The sequence below is a fragment of the Pseudomonas sp. R1-7 genome (assembly GCF_051132105.1).
GTDB lineage: Bacteria > Pseudomonadota > Gammaproteobacteria > Pseudomonadales > Pseudomonadaceae > Aquipseudomonas.
In genome coordinates this window covers 3,667,347-3,682,770 of the sequence record NZ_CP071661.1, presented here as the reverse complement: position 1 = coordinate 3,682,770, position 15,424 = coordinate 3,667,347, and the positions used below count along the sequence as shown (strand labels likewise).

Here is a 15,424-nt window from a genome sequence, read left to right as displayed (position 1 = left end):
TTGCATGAAAGTCGCTCATGTTTGCAAGGCGGTGCTGGCCCGGTAGAATCTCGGGAATACCTCTTCGGGACCCGAGACATGCCGTACCGCGTCTTATTCGGCAGTCTGTTGCTGCTGTTGTCTTTTACCGCAGCCGCCGGGAGTCCCGCTTCCGCGATTTCCTACACGCGCGACATCCAGCCGATCTTCACGGAAAAATGCGTGGCTTGCCATGCCTGCTACGACTCTGCCTGCCAATTGAACCTGGGCAGTGGCGAGGGCGCGCTCCGTGGCGCGAGCAAGTTGCCGGTCTACGACGGCGAGCGACGCCAGGCCGCCGACCCGACCCGCTTGTTCTATGACGCTTCCGGCCAGCGAGCCTGGCAGCGCAAGGGTTTCTATTCGGTGATCGATGCCCAGGGTAGCCAGGCTGCGTTAATGGCCCGCATGCTGGAACTGGGGCACAACACGCCATTGCAGCCCAACGCCAAGTTGCCCGAAGACATCGTGCTTGGGCTCAATCGCGACAACAGTTGCCCGATGCCAGACCAGTTTGATGCCTACGCGGCCATCCATCCAAAGGAAGGCATGCCCCTGGCGGTCACTGGCCTGACCGATCAGCAATACCAGACGCTGCAACGCTGGCTGGCCGCCGGCGCGCCTATCGACCAACAGGCCTTGGCACCGAGCGCCGCCGAGGCCTTGCAGGTGGTGCAATGGGAAAATCTGCTCAACGCCCCCGGTGCGCGGGAAAGCCTGGTGGGCCGCTGGTTGTTCGAGCATTGGTTTTTGGCGCACATCTATTTCAAGGGCGGCGAGCCGGGGCATTTCTTCCAGTGGGTGCGTTCGCGCACGCCCACCGGCCAACCGATCGACCTGATCAACACTCGTCGCCCCAACGATGACCCCGGTACCCGCATTTATTATCGGCTCTGGCCTGTGCAAGGGGTGGTCGTGCACAAGACCCACATCACCTATGGCCTGAGCGCGGCGAAGATGGCGCGGATCAAGAGTCTGTTCTACAGCGGCAAGTGGCAGGTCAGCGCATTACCGGGTTATGGGCCGGAGCGCCGGGCCAACCCGTTTTCCACTTTCGAAGCGATCCCGGCCCAGGCCCGTTACCAGTTCATGCTCGATAACGCCGAGTATTTTGTGCGTACTTTTATCCGCGGTCCCGTGTGCCGTGGCCAAATCGCCACGGACGTGATTCGCGACAACTTCTGGGCGTTGTTCCAGGCGCCCGAACATGACCTCTATATCACCGATCCGAACTATCGCGGCCAGGCCACTCCTTTACTGGCGATGCCAGGGCAGAACGACGATGTGGGCAGCGTCGTCAGCCTGTGGCTCGACTACCGGGACAAGCGCAACGAGTACGAAGCCTTGCGCCGCGACGTCTATGCCGATGCGCCGGCGCCGAGCTGGTCGACGCTGTGGGCGGGCAATGACAATGCGCTGTTGAGCATCTTCCGGCACTTCGACAGTGCCTCGGTCGACAAGGGCCTGATCGGCGAAGTGCCGCAGACGATGTGGCTGTTCGACTTTCCGTTGCTGGAGCGCACCTATTATCAGTTGGCGGTGAATTTCGACGTGTTCGGCAACGTGTCCCACCAGGCCCAGACCCGGCTGTATTTCGACTTGATCCGCAACGGCGCGGAGCAGAACTTCCTGCGCCTGATGCCGGCCGACTCCCGCGAAGGCTACCTGGACGATTGGTACCAGGACGGCGGAAAATTCAAGATGTGGCTCGATTACGAGGCGATCGACGATGACAAGCCGACCGCCCTCAAGCTTGACGAGCATGACCCCAAGCGCGACTTCGCCCTGCAATTGCTGGCCCGCTATGGCGAATTGAACGCTCGCCCCGATCCGATCAACCGCTGCGACGGCGCCTATTGTTCGCGCCCGAACATCGATCCAACCCTGCAAAACGCCGAGCAGGCGTTAAGTCGCTTGGTGTCGCGCCCGGCGGCGGGCTTGAAGGTGATCGACCAGTTGCCGGAAGCGACGATGCTGCGCGTCGAAACCGCGGGCGGTCGTCGTGAGGTCTATAGCCTGCTGCGCAACCGCGCCCACAGCAACGTGGCGTTCCTGCTGGGCGAGGAGCGGCGCTACCAGCCGGGGCTGGACACGCTGACCGTCTACCCGGGCGTGCTCAGCAGCTATCCCAATTTCATCTTCAACATACCCGCCGGGCAGGTGCCGGCGTTCGTCGATGCCATGGAACGCGCGCCGGACGCAGCGGCATTCGAGCGGATCGTCGAGCGCTGGGGGATTCGGCGCAGTCACCCGCAGTTCTGGCAGTATTTTCACGACCTGAGCCGATACATCCAGGAGACCGACCCCGTGGAAGCCGGCGTACTGGACATGAATCGGTACCAGAACCTCTGAACAAGCAGCCGACGGCGGGCCCTTGCGCCGTCGGCTGCTTTCCTGACAAAAATACTGGGACTTTGTCCGGCGCGATGATTGGCGTAAACTGCCGGCAAGCCTGCGAGGAGTTTCCATGACCGCCATTACCATTACCGATGCCGCCCACGATTACCTGGCCGACCTGCTGTCCAAGCAGAATACCCCGGGTATCGGGATTCGCATCTTCATCACCCAGCCCGGCACCCAGTACGCTGAGACCTGCATTGCCTACTGCAAGCCTGGGGAAGAAAAACCCGAGGACACCGCACTGGGGCTCAAGAGCTTCACCGCGTACATCGACTCGTTCAGCGAAGCCTTCCTGGACGACGCGGTGGTCGACTACGCCACTGATCGCATGGGTGGGCAACTGACCATCAAGGCACCGAACGCGAAAGTGCCGATGGTCAACGCCGACAGCCCGGTCAACGAGCGCATCAACTATTATCTGCAAACCGAAATCAACCCGGGGCTGGCCAGCCACGGCGGGCAGGTTTCGCTGATCGACGTGGTGGAAGACGGCATCGCCGTGCTCCAGTTCGGCGGCGGTTGCCAGGGCTGCGGCCAGGCCGACGTCACCTTGAAGGAAGGCATCGAGCGCACCTTGCTCGAGCGCATTCCGGAACTCAAGGGCGTGCGCGACGTGACCGACCACACGCAGAAAGAAAACGCCTACTACTGATAGGCGTTCGCTGCGCGCAGAACATCGTGGCGAGGGAGCAAGCTCCCTCGCCACGATGTTTTTTGCCGCCTGATCGATTGATTCAGGGTCTGTAGAGATGCGCATGCCCGGCGCGATATAACGACGACTCGCTGAAAACATCATTGCCCAACACCCGTCCCACCAAAATCAACGCCGTACGCCTGAAGCCCTTGGCCTGCACCTTCCCGGCGATGTCCTCCAGCGTCCCCATAACCCAATCCTGATCCGGCCACGTCGCCCGGTGAATCACCGCTATCGGACAATCCGCGCCATAGTGCGGCAGCAGCTCATCAACGATTTTTTCCAGATGATTAACTCCCAAGTGGATCGCCATGGTAGCCCCGTGTTGCGCCAGGCTGGCCAGCGCTTCTCCCGTGGGCATGGCGGTCTTGTCCGCGTAACGGGTCAGGATCACGCTCTGGGACACGTCGGGCAACGTCAGCTCGGCGCCCAGCAGGGCGGCGCAGGCTGAAGTGGCGGTCACGCCTGGGATGATTTCGAAAGGAATGCCCAGTTCGCGCAGGCAACGGATCTGCTCGCCGATCGCCCCGTAAAGGCTTGGGTCGCCGGAATGCACCCGGGCTACGTCCTGGCCCTTGAGGTGGGCAGCCTTGATCACATCAACAATCTGTTCCAGGTGCAGCTCGGCGCTGTTGACCACCTGTTCGGCACGGTGGCCCTCCAGCACGGCGGCAGGCACCAGGGAGCCGGCATAGATGATCACCGCGCAACTGCGAATCAGCCGCTGGCCCTTGACGGTGATCAGTTCGGGGTCGCCGGGGCCGGCGCCGATGAAGAAGACGGTCATGACCGGTTTCCTGTTGAAAGTGGGGTTGCATGAGCGGCGCTCATGATTGCGGCGGCAATTATCGGGCGTTACGAAATCGCCGCCAATGCCAGTGTGGCTTGCGCAGCTTTCTGACGGGTAATCAGCAATGTGGCCGGGGAAGTGCCCAATCGGTCAGCCAGCGCCAGGGCCGCGCTTTCGGCGACGCCGTGGCAGCCCGTACGCTCAAAGGCAATCTCGGATAGATGGCTGAGTCGTGTTTTATAGCCAGCCAGTTCCTCGGCATTGAAACACTTCAGCGGTAACGACAATTGGCCGGCCAGCTCCAATAGCCCCGGTTCGTCACGCTTGAGATCGATGCTGGCCAACGCCTGGACTTGATCAAGCGACATGCCATGGGCTTGCAAAGTCTGGTCAAGCAATGCCCGCAACGCACTGGCCGGGCAACCGCGCTGGCAGCCGAGGCCGACCACCAGGATCGGCTTGCCGTTCATGCGTCGTGGTGGGCCTGGGTGCCACGGCGAAACAGCCAGGCGCTGATCAGGCCCAAGGCCAACCAGAACGCAACGTTGGTCAATTGCGAGGCAAGCTTGAATTCGCTTTCCAGTGCCTCGGGCGCCAGCATCGAATGCACTTCGGGCTGGGGCGCGCCGATCACATGAGGCGTCACCAGGATGGCGAGGCCCAGTACCTTCAACAGCCAATGCCGGCCGAACGCAATCAGCGCGATGCCCACCGCCGTGGACGCTGCCGTGCCGATCCACCACATCTGCCGCTGGGCCAGATCCGCCGCCGCCGTGCCGGGCAGTTCCGGTGGCAAGCCGAGGGTCGGCGCCAGGACGAAGGTGGCGTAGCCGGCCAGGCCCCAGAGCAAACCTTGCGACGTGCGCGTCGGCGCACGCAAGGTGTACAAGCCCGCCAGCATCAGCGCGAAACCCACCGCGACGACCAGGTTGCCGCCTGTGGTGGAGAGAACGCGCTGCCAGCCGTCTTCCGGTTCCCAGGCTTCGGCGTCATGGGTGTGTCCAGCCCCAGCGGCGTGTTCATGGACCTCGGTGGCCGGCGCGTTCTCGAAGGTTTCCGCCTGGAGAATCAGCGGCGATACCCAAAAACTTTGTAGAAGAGTCAGCAGCAGGGCGGCCAGTAGCCCGCTGAAACCAGCGGTTTGCGCAATACGCTTGATCATGTCGTTGGGTCTCAGTGGCACGGGAACGCGGCGCTGTGCCGTGTGTCGTGGGCCGCGTTGTGCACCGCTTCGATGTGGGAGAAACCGGCGAAATAGACCAGGCCCGTGCCGAGGAACGACGCGAGGACCGCCGCACCCAGGCGCTGGCTCAAGGTGACGGTGCTACTGGTGGTGGCGGTGCTGCTGATGGTCGACATGGCGCTTCCCTCTGGTGTCAGCGGGCGGATCGAGCGCAATGAAAACCCGGGCGAAGGCTCGCCGGGATTCGAACAGCGCCCGCCCACCGCGGGTTTGTTGAAAATGAGTCATGGGCCGGTCTCCGGGCTCACGAGGGGCAGGGCCTGAGCCGTGCCTGCAAACGTCACCTTCCCATGCGCATGCACAGTGGATTCGACGCTTCGCTCGTTTACCGTTGCGGGGGCAGCACCGGACTGACGTGGGCTTGAAGTAAAGCACACGATTCACCGGTTTCCCGTTTCACCCTGTGAAGGGCACCCAAACAGGCGCACAGGAGACCATGGGCGAGGGCGAGGCGTCAATGTGCAAGGCAGCCCAAACGGTGGCGTGCTTCGGGATTTGAGATAGGGTTGAGGCTGAACACCGCGCTCACAAGGAGATGACATGCGCTTCTCAGCCTTGACCCAACGCATCACAGGTGACGGCGCCGCCGCTTGGGCAATTCACGACCGGGCGCTGGCCATGCGGGAGCAGGGCAGGGACGTGCTGTTGCTCTCGGTGGGCGATCCGGATTTCGACACGCCGCCCGCGATCGTCGAGGCCGCTGTCGCCAGCTTGCGGGCCGGCGATACTCACTACTCGGATACGCGAGGCCTGCACTCGTTGCGCGCGAGCATCGCCCGGCGCCATCAACAGCGCTGCGGCCAACCGGTGGGCGCCGAGCACGTCACGGTGCTGCCCGGTGCCCAATGCGCGGTCTATGCCGTCGCGCAATGCCTGCTCGACCCCGGCGATGAAGTGATCGTCGCCGAGCCGATGTATGTCACCTATGAAGCGGTGTTCGGCGCCTGCGGGGCGAAGGTGGTGCCGGTGGCGGTGACGCCGGAAAACGGCTTCCGCGTCCAGCCGAACGACGTCGCTCGGCTGATCACTGCGCGCACCCGCGCCATGCTCCTTAACAGCCCGAACAATCCGTCTGGTGCCAGCCTGCCGATGTCCACCTGGCAAGCCTTGGCGCGGCTGTGCATCGACCATGACCTGTGGCTGATCAGTGACGAGGTCTACAGCGACTTGCTCTACGAAGGTGAACACATCAGCCCTGCCGGACTGCCGGGCATGGCCGAGCGCACCGTGACCATCAACAGTCTGTCCAAATCCCACGCCATGACCGGTTGGCGCGTCGGCTGGGCCATCGGTCCCGAACCGCTGGCCCAGCACCTGGCGAACCTGTCGCTGTGCATGCTGTTTGGTTTGCCGGACTTCGTCCAGCGTGCGGCCCAGGTTGCGCTGGACCAGGATCTGCCTGAAGTGGCGCGGATGCGTGAGGAATATCGCCAGCGCCGAGACCTGGTGTGCGCGGCGCTTGCTGATTGCCCGGGCCTCAACCCTCTACGACCCGACGGCGGCATGTTCGTAATGGTCGATGTACGTGGGACCGGTTTGGCAGCCCAGGCATTTGCCGAACGGCTGCTGGACGGCTATGGCGTTTCGGTGCTCGCTGGCGACGCGTTTGGGCCGAGCGCGGCGGGGCATATTCGGATTGGGTTGGTGGTGGGGAGGATGGCATTGGCGAAGGCGTGCGAGCGAATTGCCCAGTGTGCCGCGGAAATTAGAGAAGCCCAAGGCGTATCCTTTGGGACGCCGGCCGATGAACGGTAGGTTGACCTGTCAGATATGACAGTAGGCAAATAGATATGCCCGGCGCCTAATTGAATCGAAGACTTCGCTAGACAATGTGCGCTACCGCACATTTATCCGGAGCGCGATAAAAATGGCACAACCTAAGAGTCAAGTCAGAGCTGTAGCTTTGCGCATAGATGGCGTGAGTGATCTGGACCCGGAAGGTCGTATTCCTTTGGAGCAGCTGACTAACGGAACGACCGGAAGAATAACGCGTTGGGCCGATTTTCCAGCGCAGCCCGGAATATATTCCGAGCTTACGGTTTATTGGAAGCAGCCAATAAATCCGCCAACAGAAACGGTAATTTTTAACAACAGATATTATCAGGTAGATGATCAGCCGGAGTTTACGTTTTCGATAACACCGCTGATGATGAGCGTCGACGGTACGGCCGAGATTCGTTACCTGTTAGTGCATAGCGCCAACTCAAACTTCGACCCTTCGCCGATTCGCAAGCTGACGATTGATCATACACCGGTACTTGTACCGACATTGGCGGAGCCGACCTTCCCGGACAGCAATTTATGGGGCTATCTCAATTGCGCTTCCCCCGTGCCGATCTGGGAAAAGGTCAGGGTGTTAATCGCGCCGGAATCGATTTTCAGCAGGCAGGACGAGTGTGTCCTTGAATGGCAGGGGTTTAGTTCCTTGAACGGCTGTCCTCCGGCACTGACGCCCATCTATGAGTTTCGCAAAACGATAAGTGGCAGCGAGGCGATCAATGGATTTGTCATGGAAATTCCTTTCGTGCCCTATGTAAAACCTATGGTGAATAACAATTCCGGTATTGCGCAATATACGGTTTATCGAAATGGTGTTCCTAAAGGCAAATCGAAGATGGGCCTGGTCAGAATAGACCGGATAATTCCCGGGGAGCCAATGCCCTGCGGGGGATTCGCCTAGAAAGGGAAATATGTGTGCGGTAAAGGTCTGGTCGCGGGGTGACACAGTAGTTAAGAGTTGTCGCTGCATTCGATTCAGTGGCGTGGCGCCGGTTGAGTCTCTATACGGATTTTGGCGGGCCTTATTAAGTTAAGTTTGATGGAGAAAAAAATGACCAATACAAGTGTGGGTGTCGACGGTGAAGTGCTGACGCCAAGGGAAGTTGCTGAGCGTTCCAGGGCGGCGTTACGCACCTCGACGGTCGATTCAGGGATTCTATTGGACCCTCCAGAAATCGTCGATCAGATCGTAGACAATTTGATCCCGAAAACGGTGCTGGACTCCGGAAAGATGATAGTACGATTCCAAACCAGCGATATTCCGGTGCCCCATGACGACGACACTTATGAGCTTTTTCAGCGTAAGTCGGGTTCGACGCCCGTGTTAGTTGAAGAGGGTGACTTTGATCCCGTAGCCGGTCGCCCCCCTACCAAGGAAATCGAGGTGCCGACTGCTGGTCTTTCCGACGACGATTTGACAAAAGGATCGACGACTTATGAGTATATGTTTGTGGTTTATAAAGGTGCGGACGAAAATGCAGACTACTCGACATGGTTTCCGGCAGAGATTGATCGATACGCCCCTGAACATGACAAGCGCTCAAATAATAGATTTAGGCCGGAGGCTGCATCATTTGATAATTTGGCAGCAGGACAAATCATTGATGATGAATGGCTTGCGGACAACAGCACACTCGATTTGAAGGTCAGCACAAGTTACGACTGGTATCGCTCGGACGATAATATTACTGTCTATGCCGGAGCTGGGTTGGGCAACGGAACAGTGATACATGCCCAGGCGTTATCCTCGTCGGGCGAAGTGTCGATTCCTACTGCCGAGATTCCTCAACTGGATGGTCAATATTACATTTGGTACGTGCTGCAAGATATAGTTGGCAATCTCAGTGAGGAGTCCCTTCCTAGTGGATTTGTTGTTCGTCGCAGGCCACGACCTGCTCTTCAAGATGCTGTCATTCCAAAGGGTGTACTGCCGGATGTTATAGATCTGGCAGATCTGGAAAGCCCTGTGTTTGTAGAAGTGCCTTACACCGTTAATGGTCAGCCGAGTGATCTGATTTTACCGAAGGTTAGTAATGAGAATGGGAATACATGGTTTGCACTGACGGGCCAGGAGTTAGGTGATTCTACACCCAACAAAAGACTTCAGTTCGTCGTCTCCACTCCCAGGCTCCTTGTGCTTTGGGGAAGTTCAACCGTAGAACTTCCGATAGTTGCGGAGTATGATTTTTCACGGGGCGTTGAATCGTTGGTTCCGTCTAATCCCACGGCATCTGCCCTGGATTTTAGTTACCGAGGACCCATAAATCCGATTTTCCCCGGCTTGGAAAATCCGAATATGGAAAAGGTCACTGTGGTGGGCGATTCAGGCACCCTGAACCATATTACGGCAGAAGATCGTGGAAAACCCGCGACCATCAGCACGCCCATGGTCGATGCAGCGAGTACCTGGGTGCCGGTTGGCGATGAGGTCGCTCGGTTATGGTTCGATGGGACGGAGGTATATAGCGAAGAATTAACGGCCGGACCGGTATCGGCGTTGACCTTTGAGATGCCTGACTCTGTCATCGTTGGTATTGGCGTTAAAAAAGCCCACTGGACTATCGAGGAAAAAGATGGACGTAACGTTATGCGTTCACTGCCCACAGACGTCCAGGTAGATGCGGTCAGAGTTGAAATGCCGCCCCCGATAGTTGCAACGTACGGTACGGGTAGTTTGGTTTCCTGTCGTTCTCTCCGGCGTCCGCAGATTAACCCTTTATATAATTATGAGCTGCCTGTCACTGTAGAGATCGGTGCGGCTTACATGCCTATCGGTACGGTAGTTACCGTAAAGTCCCATGGAACAAAAGATGCGGCGGGCTTGGAGATCGTTCCTAATACGGAGTATACCGGCACCTATACTATCCTCGGCAACGAACCAGGGAACACATTTGAGATATTGATAGAGCCTTACCTGACAAAAATCAAACCCATCCAGCCGACTCATGACTCTGGTATGCCTAATGGGTACATTAAGGTCTGGTACGAGGTTACTATCGAAGGGGTGCATACACGGTCGCTTGAGTTCTTCAACGAAGTTTCCCTGCTCAATACCAGTTATCACTACTGCGAGGGAACGCCTACTCAGTAGTCGGTATCTGTTTGAGGGTCGTGGGAATTGATTCTCTCGATCCTCGTATTTTTTTCGGATGAAGAAAAATCCCTACACGTTACAGGATTTGTCCTACATAAAATTGCGACATTGCGCTGTAGTTTACCGGCCGTCCGGGTGAGCGGTGCGCTCGCAAAATCAGCTTCGTCATTCTACGGGGTGACAGAATGTGGGTAATACTTTATGCAGCTAGTCAAATATGTCGAAGGCAGATCAGGGACGGCGCTCTGTCTGGGGAGTTCTTCGTTGTGTTGTTTGTTGTTGCTTACTGAGCCAGCGCTTGCCGGTACATTGAACGGGCAAAGTCAGACCATCACGAACGGTTATCCGTTGGAAACTTGGTCGCTCTCCAATATTTCCACCTTGAACGTGAATGGTGCGCAGACGCTTGATATCAGTTCATTCCAATCGACGATTAATGCTAGCGGGGCCATCACCGGAAGAATCAGTGCCCAGCAGGGATCTACGGTAAACCTGTCCGGAACGACGGTCGTGGGGGAAGGCGGGGTGGCCGGGGTTCAAGTCGTCAACAGTACCGCTACGATCAGCGGCAGCACCGTCACCGGAAATCGACTGGCTTTGTCAGCCGCCCGTCAGGTAGGTACAACCACCGGCTCGACCGTGTCGGCCACCGACAGCTCGTTCACTGGCGTCACGGGTGGCGCCCGAGCTTCGGCCTTCAGCACCCTGACCTTCTCGAATTCAACGGTAGAAGGAACGGGCGCAACGAGCTTCGGCCTCTCGCTGCTAAGCGGTACGGCTTTTGCCCGCAATGGAACGCGTATCATCGGCGGGCAGAATGGCGTCGAACTAGGGCTTGAAAGCGGTGTGTCGGTTGGTAGCAAGCTGGAACTGGACCAGTCGAGTATCGAGGGCAGAAACGGTTCTGCGATTGTCGTGGATTACGCGGGTAGCTCCGCCCCGACCACGCGGATCGATGTGCTTAACGGTTCGACGCTGACCGGCAGCAACGGGACGATTCTCGAAGTAAAGGGCGCGGCTGATGTAGCCATGAATGTAGCTCGTAGTGATTTGACGGGCAACGTTCTGGTTTCCGACAACAGTGTCACTGCGCTGTCGTTCACCCAAGGCTCCTTGGCCGGGGATATCACAGCCGATGCGGGCAGCACCGCGACAGTGGCGTTGCAGCAAGGTTCACAGCTGACCGGCATCATGACCAACGTAGCGAAGGCCAGCATCGACGCTCAATCAAGTTGGACCATGACAGGCAACAGTCAGGTCGGCGATCTGGCTCTAAGCGGCGGAACGGTAAGATTGGGTGCCGATAACGCGTTCTACCAATTGAACATAGACAATTTATCTGGCAATGGTCTGTTTGTCGTGAGTACCGATTTTGCGACAAACCAGACCGATGTGATCAACGTAACGGGGACTGCTACTGGCAGCCATCAGTTGCTGGTCTCCAGCAGTGGCATCGATCCGGCCAGCGGCCAACCGATTCAAGTCGTGAACACCAATGGTGGCGACGCCAGTTTCTCACTGGCGAACACGGGTGGTGAAGTCGATCTGGGCACCTTTACTTATGGGCTGAAGCAAAGTGCCAGTGGCAACGATTGGTTCCTCGATCCAACGGCTCGAGGTGTCAGCCCTTCCACTCGCGCAGTCATGGCGTTATTCAATACCGCACCGACGGTCTGGTATGGGGAGCTGACTTCATTGCGTAGCCGGATGGGTGAGCTGCGCTTCAACTCGGAGAAATCCGGTGCCTGGATGAGGGCGTATGGCAACAAATACAACGTATCGGACAGTTTCGGCGCGGGATACCGCCAGGTCCAGCAGGGCTTCACGCTGGGGGCCGATGCGCCCCTGCCTTTGGGGGACGGGCAATGGTTGTGGGGTGTCATGGCGGGACACAGCACTTCGGACCTGGACCTGCATAGAGGCACTTCCGGAACGATAAAAAGTTACTACCTGGGTACCTACCTGACTTGGATGGATGATGTCAGCGGCTACTACGTTGATAGCGTGCTCAAACTTAACCGCTTCCAGAATGACGCCAAGGTTGGCATGAGTGACGGTAAGCGTTCCAAGGGTGACTATGACAACAGTGGTCTTGGCGGTTCGGTGGAAGTTGGTCGTAACATCAAGCTCGACGATGGCTACTTCATCGAGCCCTTCACCCATTGGTCAGCTGTGGCTATTGACGGCAAGGACTATCGCTTGAGCAATGGTTTGAGGGCCGAGGGTGATAGCACCTACTCACTGCTTGGCAAGGTGGGTATGACGGTGGGGCGAGACATGAACTTGCGCAACGGAGCGACAGTGCAGCCCTACGTCAGAGCGGCGTTGGTCCATGAGTTTTCAAAAAACAATGAGGTTAAGGTCAACAACAATGTGTTCAATAATGATCTTTCCGGATCTCGTGCCGAACTTGGCGCGGGTGTCGCTATCAACTTGTCGAAGCGTTGGCAGGCCCACGCAGAAGTCGAATATATGAATGGCAAGGGCATTGAGATGCCGATTGCAGGTACCGTCGGCCTGCAATTCAAATGGTAGTCTCCGAACAACGCTTGGTTTGATTTGATTCACACGTGCTAAGCACCAATAAAAAAGCCCCAGTCTAAAATTGGGGCTTTTTTTATTAATTTTATCTGCTGAGGTCAGTTTCAAATTCGCCTGCGCATGCATACCGACCCGTGCCATCAGACTTATCGATATTCACTCGGAATGATCCGCTGAAATGTAGAGTTGTAGGATCGAGGAAATAGCTGATCGTTCCTGAGCGTGCTTTCTGATATGTCGGGTTTTCCTGGTCGTTATAGTCATTGAAGTGCAGGGTTGCATGGAGGTCTTGGTCTGTGACGGTTTCGTTTGTTGCTTGGTTCTTATCTTTAGAGAACGTGATCGTGAACGTCCTGGGCCGACCGCCCACCCATTCAGTCGCTACCACAACCCATATATCGCCACGTCCTGGTGTCGTAGAGCTTTCGAGTTTCGTTACAGAGGCATTAAAACTGCTGTTGTCCTCGAGGTTTGCCGTGAAGTTCACCTCGGTTGCAAAGATGGCTGCTTTTCTGGCTGCGATGCTCATGAGTAAAGATTCCATGCTTGGGTGGGAGAGTCCAGTCGACAAGTTGCGATGCCGTGCGCCTGGGTAATTCATATAAGGCCGATCCAGACAATCTGTAAACTGTCAGACATTACAGCTATCCAAGGCCAGGTTTTTGTGATTGGAGCGGTTGTGTGAAATTGTGTAAGGGTTTTGTTCAAGGGCGAACGCGGGTGTATATCCTTGGCAACTTAAGATTTTCTGCGCCTGCCATGCCGCTATCCGAGCTTGCTCGCGATGAGGCCCTGCCAGGCGCTACAACATTTAGCGGACCCACCCATGCCCAACATCCTCCTCGTCGAAGACGACGCCGCCCTCTGCGAACTCATCGCCAGCTACTTGGAGCGCAATGGCTATCACGTCAGCGTGCTCAACCGTGGCGATCACGTCCGAGAGCGGGCGCGGGCCAATCCGCCGGACCTGGTGATTCTCGACCTCATGTTGCCGGGGCTGGACGGCTTGCAGGTCTGCCGCTTGCTGCGAGCCGATTCGGCGACCTTGCCAATCCTGATGCTTACCGCGCGGGACGATAGCCACGATCAGGTGCTGGGGTTGGAAATGGGCGCTGATGATTACGTCACCAAGCCCTGCGAGCCCCGGGTGCTACTGGCGCGTGTGCGCACGTTGTTGCGGCGCAGCAGCCTGACCGAGCCGCAGACGGTCAACGATCGCATCGTCATGGGCAACCTGTGCATCGACCTGTCCGAGCGCACCGTGACCTGGCGCGGGCAGCCGGTGGAATTGTCCAGTGGCGAATACAACTTGCTGGTGGTGCTGGCACGGCATTCCGGCGAAGTGCTGAGTCGCGACCAGATCCTGCAACGCCTGCGCGGTATCGAGTTCAACGGCACCGATCGCTCGGTGGACGTGGCGATTTCCAAGCTGCGGCGCAAGTTCGACGACAACGCCGGCGAGGCGCGCAAGATCAAGACCGTGTGGGGCAAGGGCTATCTGTTCAGCCGTTCCGAGTGGGAATGCTGATCGATGTGGAAGCTGCTGATTCGCCTCTACCTGGTCACCATCGTTTCCTACAGCGCGGCCATCTACCTGATGCCGGAATTGGTGATCCGCTTGTTTCATGAGCGCTTCCAGGCGTACAACCTCGATTATTCCCGCGGACTGCAAACCCTGATCGTCAAGCAGTTCCGCGCCGTGCCCAGCGAGCAATGGCCGGCGCTGGCGGCGCAGATGGACAAGGAGTTCGAGCCGTTGCGCATCGAGCTGGCGACCACCGAGGACACGGGCTTCACCGACACCGAGCAGGCGCGCCTCAAGCGTGGCGACAACGTAGTGCGCATCGGCGACTGGGGTTGGCGCACCCTCGCGGCGGCGCCATTGGACGAGCGCACGGCGGTGAAGATGGTCGTTCCGCCGGATCCAGCGGATGTCAGTTGGCTCTACTGGAGCATCAATGTGCTGATCGGCGCTACGATGTTGGCGTGCCTGCTGCTCTGGCTGCGGCCGCACTGGCGTGATCTGGAGCGCCTCAAGTTCACCGCCGAGCGTTTCGGCAAGGGACATTTAAGTGAGCGTACGAAGATCGTGCCAAGTTCAAACATCGGCAGCCTGGCCCATGTGTTCGACACCATGGCCGGCGACATCGAGAACCTGCTCAACCAGCAGCGCGACTTGCTCAATGCGGTGTCACATGAATTGCGCACGCCGCTGACCCGGCTCGATTTCGGCTTGGCCCTGGCGTTGTCGGAGGACATGCCAACCGCCAGTCGCGAGCGCCTGCAGGGGTTGGTGGCGCACATTCGTGAGCTGGACGAGTTGGTGCTGGAGTTGTTGTCCTACAGCCGCCTGCAAAATCCGGAGCGGCTGCCTGAGCGGGTCGAAGTGCCGTTGGACGAGTTCATCGACAGTATCCTCGGCAGCCTCGATGAAGACCTGGCCGCGCCGGAGGTGGTGATCGACGTGCTGCTGCACGGGGCGCTGGAGCGTTTTGTGCTGGATCCGCGCCTCACCGCCCGGGCCTTGCAGAACCTGCTGCGCAATGCCATGCGCTATTGCGAGAAACGCATCCAGGTCGGTGTGCTGGTCAGCGAGCAAGGTTGTGAGATCTGGGTCGACGATGATGGCATCGGCATTCCCGACAGCGAACGCGAGCGCGTGTTCGAGCCGTTCTACCGCCTGGACCGCAGCCGCGACCGCGCCACCGGCGGCTTCGGCCTCGGCCTGGCGATCAGCCGCCGGGCCCTGCAAGCCCAGGTCGGCACACTGACGGTCGAGAATTCGCCGCTAGGCGGGGCACGCTTCCGGCTGTGGCTGCCAACTCCTGAAGCCTGACACCGTCCTGTGGCGAGGGAGCTTGCTCC

At 58.4% G+C, this 15,424-nt stretch carries 13 protein-coding genes and 1 riboswitch; of the genes, 8 read left to right on the top strand and 5 right to left on the bottom strand.

Annotated features, from left to right (window positions below; translation table 11 throughout):
* The first annotated feature begins 78 nt into the window (after positions 1 to 78).
* Together J3P79_RS16385 and nfuA are read left to right on the top strand one after the other, a co-directional pair.
* Positions 79 to 2,370, top strand: a complete 2,292-nt coding sequence (locus J3P79_RS16385) for a fatty acid cis/trans isomerase (RefSeq protein ID WP_434604199.1) — start codon at positions 79 to 81, stop codon at positions 2,368 to 2,370.
* A gap of 115 nt (positions 2,371 to 2,485) precedes the next feature.
* Positions 2,486 to 3,070, top strand: coding sequence for a Fe-S biogenesis protein NfuA (nfuA, locus tag J3P79_RS16380; RefSeq protein ID WP_003182850.1), 585 nt, complete (start codon positions 2,486 to 2,488; stop codon positions 3,068 to 3,070).
* An 82-nt stretch (positions 3,071 to 3,152) separates the two neighbouring features.
* Here the strand turns inward: nfuA and cobM are convergent, their stop codons facing one another.
* From cobM to J3P79_RS16360, 4 genes are all read right to left on the bottom strand, one after another.
* A complete protein-coding gene (gene cobM, locus J3P79_RS16375) occupies positions 3,153 to 3,899 on the bottom strand; it encodes a precorrin-4 C(11)-methyltransferase (protein ID WP_434604197.1) in 747 nt (248 codons plus the stop codon).
* Positions 3,900 to 3,967: 68 nt separating this feature from the next.
* On the bottom strand, positions 3,968 to 4,372 hold the full coding sequence (locus J3P79_RS16370; RefSeq protein WP_434604195.1) for a cobalamin biosynthesis protein: 405 nt from the start codon (positions 4,370 to 4,372) through the stop codon (positions 3,968 to 3,970).
* Positions 4,369 to 5,064 carry a CbtA family protein gene (locus J3P79_RS16365; RefSeq protein ID WP_434604193.1) on the bottom strand — a complete coding sequence of 232 codons (696 nt, stop codon included), beginning with the start codon at positions 5,062 to 5,064 and terminating at the stop codon, positions 4,369 to 4,371. The genes J3P79_RS16370 and J3P79_RS16365 overlap by 4 nt, the downstream gene beginning before the upstream one ends.
* Positions 5,065 to 5,075: 11 nt before the next feature.
* Positions 5,076 to 5,261, bottom strand: a complete 186-nt coding sequence (locus J3P79_RS16360; RefSeq protein WP_434604191.1) for a CbtB domain-containing protein — start codon at positions 5,259 to 5,261, stop codon at positions 5,076 to 5,078.
* Between the two features lie 96 nt (positions 5,262 to 5,357).
* A riboswitch (cobalamin riboswitch) is annotated at positions 5,358 to 5,578 on the bottom strand.
* A 107-nt stretch (positions 5,579 to 5,685) separates the two neighbouring features.
* Here J3P79_RS16360 and J3P79_RS16355 point away from each other — a divergent pair.
* From J3P79_RS16355 to J3P79_RS16340, 4 genes are all read left to right on the top strand, one after another.
* Entirely contained in the window at positions 5,686 to 6,900 is a 1,215-nt protein-coding gene (locus J3P79_RS16355) for a pyridoxal phosphate-dependent aminotransferase (protein ID WP_434604189.1), read from the top strand.
* A 112-nt stretch (positions 6,901 to 7,012) separates the two neighbouring features.
* Complete coding sequence (locus J3P79_RS16350; protein ID WP_434604187.1) at positions 7,013 to 7,825, top strand: hypothetical protein; 813 nt, start codon at positions 7,013 to 7,015, stop codon at positions 7,823 to 7,825.
* Between the two features lie 150 nt (positions 7,826 to 7,975).
* A complete protein-coding gene (locus tag J3P79_RS16345) occupies positions 7,976 to 10,015 on the top strand; it encodes a hypothetical protein (protein WP_434604185.1) in 2,040 nt (679 codons plus the stop codon).
* A gap of 204 nt (positions 10,016 to 10,219) precedes the next feature.
* Positions 10,220 to 12,553, top strand: coding sequence for an autotransporter outer membrane beta-barrel domain-containing protein (locus J3P79_RS16340; RefSeq protein ID WP_434604184.1), 2,334 nt, complete (start codon positions 10,220 to 10,222; stop codon positions 12,551 to 12,553).
* Positions 12,554 to 12,644: 91 nt separating this feature from the next.
* On the opposite strand, the gene J3P79_RS16335 is transcribed toward J3P79_RS16340, so the two are convergent.
* On the bottom strand, positions 12,645 to 13,088 hold the full coding sequence (locus J3P79_RS16335; protein WP_434604182.1) for a hypothetical protein: 444 nt from the start codon (positions 13,086 to 13,088) through the stop codon (positions 12,645 to 12,647).
* 297 nt (positions 13,089 to 13,385) lie between these two features.
* On the opposite strand from J3P79_RS16335, the gene J3P79_RS16330 reads away from it, so the two are divergent.
* Entirely contained in the window at positions 13,386 to 14,087 is a 702-nt protein-coding gene (locus J3P79_RS16330; protein ID WP_030141219.1) for a response regulator transcription factor, read from the top strand.
* Positions 14,088 to 14,090: 3 nt separating this feature from the next.
* Positions 14,091 to 15,395, top strand: a complete 1,305-nt coding sequence (locus J3P79_RS16325; RefSeq protein ID WP_434604180.1) for an ATP-binding protein — start codon at positions 14,091 to 14,093, stop codon at positions 15,393 to 15,395.
* Positions 15,396 to 15,424: the final 29 nt, after the last annotated feature.

Bases quoted from the DNA above. Each gene is read 5' to 3' on its own strand.
- J3P79_RS16385 (WP_434604199.1), top strand. From the start codon at position 79: ATGCCGTACCGCGTCTTATTCGGCAGTCTGTTGCTGCTGTTGTCTTTT.
- nfuA (WP_003182850.1), top strand. From the start codon at position 2,486: ATGACCGCCATTACCATTACCGATGCCGCCCACGATTACCTGGCCGAC.
- cobM (WP_434604197.1), bottom strand. From the start codon at position 3,899: ATGACCGTCTTCTTCATCGGCGCCGGCCCCGGCGACCCCGAACTGATC.
- J3P79_RS16370 (WP_434604195.1), bottom strand. From the start codon at position 4,372: ATGAACGGCAAGCCGATCCTGGTGGTCGGCCTCGGCTGCCAGCGCGGT.
- J3P79_RS16365 (WP_434604193.1), bottom strand. From the start codon at position 5,064: ATGATCAAGCGTATTGCGCAAACCGCTGGTTTCAGCGGGCTACTGGCC.
- J3P79_RS16360 (WP_434604191.1), bottom strand. From the start codon at position 5,261: ATGTCGACCATCAGCAGCACCGCCACCACCAGTAGCACCGTCACCTTG.
- J3P79_RS16355 (WP_434604189.1), top strand. From the start codon at position 5,686: ATGCGCTTCTCAGCCTTGACCCAACGCATCACAGGTGACGGCGCCGCC.
- J3P79_RS16350 (WP_434604187.1), top strand. From the start codon at position 7,013: ATGGCACAACCTAAGAGTCAAGTCAGAGCTGTAGCTTTGCGCATAGAT.
- J3P79_RS16345 (WP_434604185.1), top strand. From the start codon at position 7,976: ATGACCAATACAAGTGTGGGTGTCGACGGTGAAGTGCTGACGCCAAGG.
- J3P79_RS16340 (WP_434604184.1), top strand. From the start codon at position 10,220: ATGCAGCTAGTCAAATATGTCGAAGGCAGATCAGGGACGGCGCTCTGT.
- J3P79_RS16335 (WP_434604182.1), bottom strand. From the start codon at position 13,088: ATGAGCATCGCAGCCAGAAAAGCAGCCATCTTTGCAACCGAGGTGAAC.
- J3P79_RS16330 (WP_030141219.1), top strand. From the start codon at position 13,386: ATGCCCAACATCCTCCTCGTCGAAGACGACGCCGCCCTCTGCGAACTC.
- J3P79_RS16325 (WP_434604180.1), top strand. From the start codon at position 14,091: ATGTGGAAGCTGCTGATTCGCCTCTACCTGGTCACCATCGTTTCCTAC.